The organism is Nonomuraea sp. NPDC001684 (assembly GCF_053596515.1).
In genome coordinates this window covers 1-5864 of record NZ_JBSFGJ010000534.1, presented here as the reverse complement: position 1 = coordinate 5864, position 5864 = coordinate 1, and the positions used below count along the sequence as shown (strand labels likewise).

The 5864-nt window shown below is 69.8% G+C and carries 7 protein-coding genes; 2 read left to right on the top strand and 5 right to left on the bottom strand.

The features are described from left to right. A partial coding sequence (locus tag ACWCSD_RS46285) for an FAD-dependent oxidoreductase (protein ID WP_449925102.1) occupies window positions 1–449 on the top strand: 449 nt, incomplete at its 5' end. Between the two features lie 39 nt (window positions 450–488). Next, window positions 489–2093 (top strand): amidohydrolase, encoded by a 1605-nt coding sequence (locus ACWCSD_RS46280; RefSeq protein WP_387679959.1) that lies wholly within the window; start codon window positions 489–491, stop codon window positions 2091–2093. 49 nt (window positions 2094–2142) lie between these two features. Here the strand turns inward: ACWCSD_RS46280 and ACWCSD_RS46275 are convergent, their stop codons facing one another. The 5 genes from ACWCSD_RS46275 to gap all read right to left on the bottom strand — a co-directional run. Continuing rightward, entirely contained in the window at window positions 2143–2487 is a 345-nt protein-coding gene (locus ACWCSD_RS46275; RefSeq protein ID WP_082310244.1) for an RNA polymerase-binding protein RbpA, read from the bottom strand. Window positions 2488–2561: 74 nt separating this feature from the next. Next, complete coding sequence (secG, locus tag ACWCSD_RS46270) at window positions 2562–2792, bottom strand: preprotein translocase subunit SecG (RefSeq protein WP_090942947.1); 231 nt, start codon at window positions 2790–2792, stop codon at window positions 2562–2564. Window positions 2793–2891: 99 nt separating this feature from the next. Beyond that, a complete protein-coding gene (gene tpiA / locus ACWCSD_RS46265; RefSeq protein WP_357705739.1) occupies window positions 2892–3677 on the bottom strand; it encodes a triose-phosphate isomerase in 786 nt (261 codons plus the stop codon). Between the two features lies 1 nt (window position 3678). Continuing rightward, window positions 3679–4866: a phosphoglycerate kinase gene (locus tag ACWCSD_RS46260; RefSeq protein WP_397158929.1), complete on the bottom strand. Its 1188-nt coding sequence runs from the start codon at window positions 4864–4866 to the stop codon at window positions 3679–3681. 37 nt (window positions 4867–4903) lie between these two features. Beyond that, a partial coding sequence (gene gap, locus ACWCSD_RS46255) for a type I glyceraldehyde-3-phosphate dehydrogenase (RefSeq protein ID WP_449925094.1) occupies window positions 4904–5864 on the bottom strand: 961 nt, incomplete at its 5' end.

Below are 5864 nucleotides of genomic sequence, written 5' to 3'. Positions count from 1 at the left end.
ACGGCTCCCCCGTCGACGCCCGCGGCCGCACCCACGAGTGGACGGTCGAGGCCCTGTGGCGGCTCCTGGTCGACTTCTTCCCCGCGGCCCGCTCCTCCTCGGTCGCGCACGCCTGGTCGGGCGTGCTGGGCGTGCCGCGCGACTGGTGCTCGACCGTGCACGTGGACCGCGCGACCGGCCTGGGCTGGGCCGGCGGCTACACCGGGCACGGCGTGACCACGACGAACCTCGCCGGGCGCACCCTGCGTGATCTCATACTCGGGGAGGAGACGGAGCTGACGTCCCTGCCGTGGGTGGGGCGCAAGGTGCGCTCCTGGGAGCCCGAGCCGCTGCGCTGGATGGGGGTGCACGCGATGTACCGCCTGTACCGGGTGGCCGATCACCGGGAGCGTTCCATGCCCCGCACCTCGGCCCTGGCCCGCTTCGCCGACCTGATCACCGGCCACTGACCCCGCACTGAGAACCGCACTGAGAAAGGGAGAACCTCCTTGAACATCCTCTTCCGTGGTGGCAGCGCCTTCATCGGCGGCGCCGTGCGGCGCGACGCCGTGCTGGTGCGGGACGGGGTGATCGCCGCCGTCGGCCCGGAGGGCGAGCTGTCCCGCAGCGCCCCCGGCCATGACACCGTCGACCTGGACGGCGGCCTGCTCACCCCGGGCTTCATCGACGCGCACATGCACCCGGTACAAGCCGGACTCGAAAGAGCGAAGTGCGACTTGTCAGAGATCTTCGGCCTAGACACCTACATAGCCAAGATCTCCGACTACGCCACGAAAAATCCAGAAAAAGAGTGGATCGACGGCGGAGGCTGGGACATGTCAGCCTTCCCCAACGGCCTCCCCCACCGCTCCCAGCTCGACTTCCTCGACCGGCCCGCCTACCTGATCCAGCGTGACCACCACGCCGCCTGGGTCAACTCCCGCGCCCTCGACCTGGCCGGCATCACCCGGGACACCCCCGACCCCGCCGACGGCAGGATCGAGCGCGACGCCGACGGCACCCCGTCGGGCGTCCTGCACGAGGGCGCGATGGACCTCGTCGGCCTGCTGGCCCCCCGGCCCACCGCCGAGGACCAGGCCAGGGCCCTGGCCGAGGCCGAACAGCACCTGTTCTCGCTGGGCGTCACCGGCTGGCAGGACGCCATCGTCGGCTCGTACGCCGGCTCTGACGACCAGCTTCCCACCTACCTCGACGCCGCCCGCGCGGGCCGGCTGCGCGCCCGCGTGGTGGGCGCGCTGTGGTGGGACAGGACGCGCGGCGAGGACCAGATCGAGGACCTGGTCCGCAGGCGGGCCGCCGCCGAGGGGCTGGACCGGTTCGCCGCCACCTCGGTCAAGATCATGCAGGACGGCATCACGGAGAACTTCACCGCCGCGACGCTGGAGCCGTACTGCCGGTGCGGCGGCACGGGCCTGTCCTACGTCGATCCCGGCAAGCTCAAGCGGTACGTCGCCGAGCTGGACCGGCTGGGCTTCCAGGTGCACTTCCACGCCATCGGCGAACGCGCCGTGCGCGAGGCCCTGGACAGCTTCGAGGGCACCGACCCGGCCAACCGCCACCACATCGCCCACCTGCAGATCATCGAGCCCTCCGACGTGCCGCGCTTCGCCGCGCTGGGCGTCACGGCCAACCTGCAGCCCCTGTGGGCCACCCACCACGCCCAGATGGACGAGCTGACGCTGCCGTTCCTGGGTGAGCCGCGCTCGTCGTGGCAGTACCCCTTCAAGGATCTCCAGGCGCACGGCACCCGGTTCTGCGCGGGCAGCGACTGGCCGGTCTCGGACGCCGACCCGATCCAGGGCATGCACGTGGCGGTGAACCGTACCGAACCGGGCGGATCGGTGCACGCGGGCTACCCGACGGCGCAGACGCCGTTCCTGCCCGGCCAGCGCCTCGACCTGGCCACGGCGTTGAGCGCGTACACCGAGGGGTCGGCCTGGATCAACCGTTCGCCGGCGGGCGTGATCGCGCCCGGCCGCCCGGCCGACCTGGTGGTGCTCGACCGCGACCCCTTCGAGCTGCCCCCGGCCGACATCTGGACGACGCGGGTGCGCATGACGTTCGTCGACGGCGTGGCGGTGCACGGCCGGTGACGCGCGAAGGGCCCCGGTGACCAGCACCAGGGCCCTTCCGCCGGCTCGCCTACCAGGGGGACTTGTTGTTGCGCAGGCGCTCCAGTGCCTCCTCGAGGATCGCCTTGCCGTCCTTGTCGCTCCGGCGCTCCTTCACGTAGGCCAGGTGCGTCTTGTACGGCTCGTTCTTGGGCGGGGCAGGCGGGGCCTCCTCGTCCTGTCCGGCTGGGAGGCCGCAACGTGGGCAATCCCACATCTCGGGGACCGCCGCGTCGCTGGCGAAACTGGGGCGCGTCTCGTGCATGTTGGCGCACCAGAACGAGACCCGCACTCTCGGAGCTGCCTCGCCGCGCTCGGCCTCCCCCATAGGGCCGGCGCCGACTCGGCTGCCACGGATCGCGTTGCCACTACCCACGGATGAACTCCTCGCTCGATCGCCCCGCGTCGTGACACGGGGGGAGAATCACTGTCACGCGTTAATCAGTTGTCTCAAGGCCGCATGAGCAGGCCGAGAGCGATGATGCAGACGAACCAGACGGTGCCCGTGATGACGGTCAGCCGGTCGAGGTTGCGCTCCACCACCGAGGAACCACCGAAGTTCGACGAGAAACCGCCGCCGAACATGTCAGACAGGCCGCCACCCTTGCCCTTGTGGAGCAGGACGAGCAGGATCATGAGACCGCTCGCCAGGATGAGGGCGATGGAGATTCCGATTTCCACGGTATGCCTGTTCCTTCAGTGCTCTGTTACGCGTGACGATTCAAACTTGCCTCTTGAGGGTACGGCCTGGTGTCAAGTCGCACCCTCAGAACGACTCAGTTAGCCAGGCAATTCGGAGAATCGGCAGATCTTGGCGAACTCCCCGGCATCGATGCTGGCACCGCCCACAAGCGCGCCGTCGACATCGGGTTGAGCCATGATCCCCACGATATTGCCGGACTTGACCGAGCCACCGTAAAGGATACGGACCGCAGAGGCCACTTCGGGGTCGTAGAGCTCCGCGAGTCTCACCCGCAACGCTCCGCAGACCTCCTGGGCGTCCTCCGGGGTGGCCACCTCGCCCGTGCCGATCGCCCACACGGGCTCGTAGGCCACCACTATCGATTTTGCCTGCTCGGCGCTGATTTTGCGCAGGGCGCCGTCGAGTTGACCGAGACTGTGCGCGATGTGGCCGCCCTCTTGGCGCACCGCCAGCCCCTCGCCGACGCACAGGATGGGCGTGAGCGAGTGCCGGTAGGCCGCCTGCACCTTGGCGTTGACGAGGTCGTCGTCCTCGCCGTGGTACTGGCGGCGCTCGGAGTGGCCGATGACCACGTACGTGCAGCCGAGCTTGGCCAGCATGACGCCCGACACCTCGCCGGTGTAGGCGCCGCCGTCGTACTGGGACAGGTCCTGGGCCCCGTAGACGATGCGCAGCTTGTCGCCGTCGACCAGCGTCTGGACGCTGCGCAGGTCGGTGAAGGGCGGCAGGACGGCCACCTCGGCCTTGTCGAAGTCCTTGTCGCTGAGCGCGAACGCCAGCTTCTGGACCAGGGCGATGGCCTCAAGGTGATTGAGGTTCATCTTCCAGTTGCCGGCGATGAGCGGCTTGCGCTGCTGGGCCACCTCAGTCCTCCAGAGCCGCGAGTCCGGGAAGGGTCTTGCCCTCAAGGTATTCCAGGCTGGCCCCGCCGCCGGTGGAGATGTGCGAGAAACCGTCCTCGGGCAGGCCCAGCCTGCGCACGGCCGCCGCGGAGTCGCCGCCGCCGACCACCGTGAAGGCGTCGGAGCCGATGAGCGCCTCGGCCACCGCCCTGGTGCCGCCGGAGAACGCGTCGAACTCGAACACGCCCATGGGGCCGTTCCAGAAGACGGTCTTGGCGTCGGCCAGCTTGCTCGCGAACAGCTCGCGCGTCCTGGGGCCGATGTCGAGCCCCTCGCGGTCGGCCGGGATCGCGGTGGCCTCGACCACCTCGTGCTCGGCGTCGGCCGCGAAGGTGACGGCCGCCACCACGTCGACCGGCAGCACGAGGTCGACGCCCCGCTTGCCGGCCTCGGCGAGGAAGCCGCGCACCTGGTCGAGCTGGTCCTCCTGGAGCAGCGACCGGCCCACCTCGTGGCCCTGGGCCTTGAGGAAGGTGTAGGCCATGCCGCCGCCGATCAGCAGCCGGTCGACCTTGGTGAGCAGGTTGGCGATGACGCCCAGCTTGTCGGAGACCTTGGCCCCGCCCAGGACGACCACGTAGGGACGCTCGGTGTCCTCGGTCAGCCGGCGCAGCACCTCGACCTCGGCCACGACCAGCCCGCCGGCCGCGTGCGGCAGCAGCTTGGGCACGTCGTAGACACTGGCGTGCTTGCGGTGCACCGCGCCGAAGCCGTCGCCGACGTAGAGCTCGGCCAGGCCGGCCAGCTTCTCGGCGAACGCGCCGCGGACGGCGTCGTCCTTGGACTCCTCGCCCGGCTCGTAGCGCAGGTTCTCCAGCAGGGCGACCTGGCCCTCCTGGAGGGCCTCGACCGTCTGCCGCGCGCTGTCGCCGACCACGTCGGTGGCGAAGGCGACGTCCTGGCCGAGCAGCTCGCCCAGGCGGGCGGCCACCGGCCCGAGCGAGTACTCGGGATTGACCTTGCCCTTGGGCCTGCCCAGATGGGCGCAGACGACGACCTTGGCGCCGCGCCCGGCCAGCGCCTGGATCGTCGGCACCGACGCGCGGATGCGGCCGTCGTCGGTGATCTTCTCCCCGTCGAGCGGGACGTTGAGGTCGGCGCGCACGAGCACGCGCCGCCCCTTGACGTCGAGATCGTCGAGCGTGCGCATGCTCATGCTCCTGTTCCCGCAGCGGCCTCGGTCACGCTCACAGGTCGCGGCCGACCAGCTCGATCAGGTCGGCGAGGCGGTTGGAGTAGCCCCACTCGTTGTCGTACCAGCCGACGACCTTGACCTGGTTGCCGATGACCTTGGTGAGGCCGGCGTCGAAGATGCAGGAGTGGGGGTCGGTGACGATGTCGGAGGAGACGATCTCGTCCTCGGTGTAGCTGAGGATGCCCTTGAGCGGGCCCTCGGCGGCGGCCTTGACCGCGGCGTTGACCTCCTCGGCGGTGACCTCGCGGCTGACGTCGACGGTGAGGTCGGTGGCCGAGCCGGTGGGGATCGGCACGCGCATGGCGAAGCCGTCGAGCTTGCCCTTGAGCTCGGGCAGCACCAGGCCGATGGCCTTGGCGGCGCCGGTGGAGGTGGGCACCACGTTGAGGGCGGCGGCGCGGGCGCGGCGCAGGTCCTTGTGCGGGCCGTCCTGCAGGTTCTGGTCCTGCGTGTAGGCGTGGATGGTGGTCATCAGCCCCTTCTCGATGGTGAAGGTGTCGTGGATGACCTTGGCCATCGGGGCCAGGCAGTTGGTGGTGCAGGACGCGTTGGAGATGATCGTGTGGCTGGCCGGGTCGTAGACGCCCTCGTTGACGCCCATCACGATGGTGACGTCCTCGTTCTTGGCCGGCGCGGAGATGATGACCTTCTTGGCGCCGTTGTCGGCGTGCACCTTGGCCTTGGAGGCGTCGGTGAACAGGCCGGTGGACTCCACCACGACGTCGACGCCGAGGTCGCCCCAGGGCAGCTTGGCCGGGTCGCGCTCCGCGAACGCCTTGATCGCCTTGCCGTCGACGGTGATCTCGTCGCTGGAGGCCTTCACCTCGTACGGCAGACGGCCCAGGATGCTGTCGTACTTCAGCAGGTGGGCGAGCGTCGCGTTGTCGGTCAGGTCGTTGACCGCGACGATCTCGATGTCCTTGCCGCTGGCGGCGACCGCGCGCCAGAAGTTG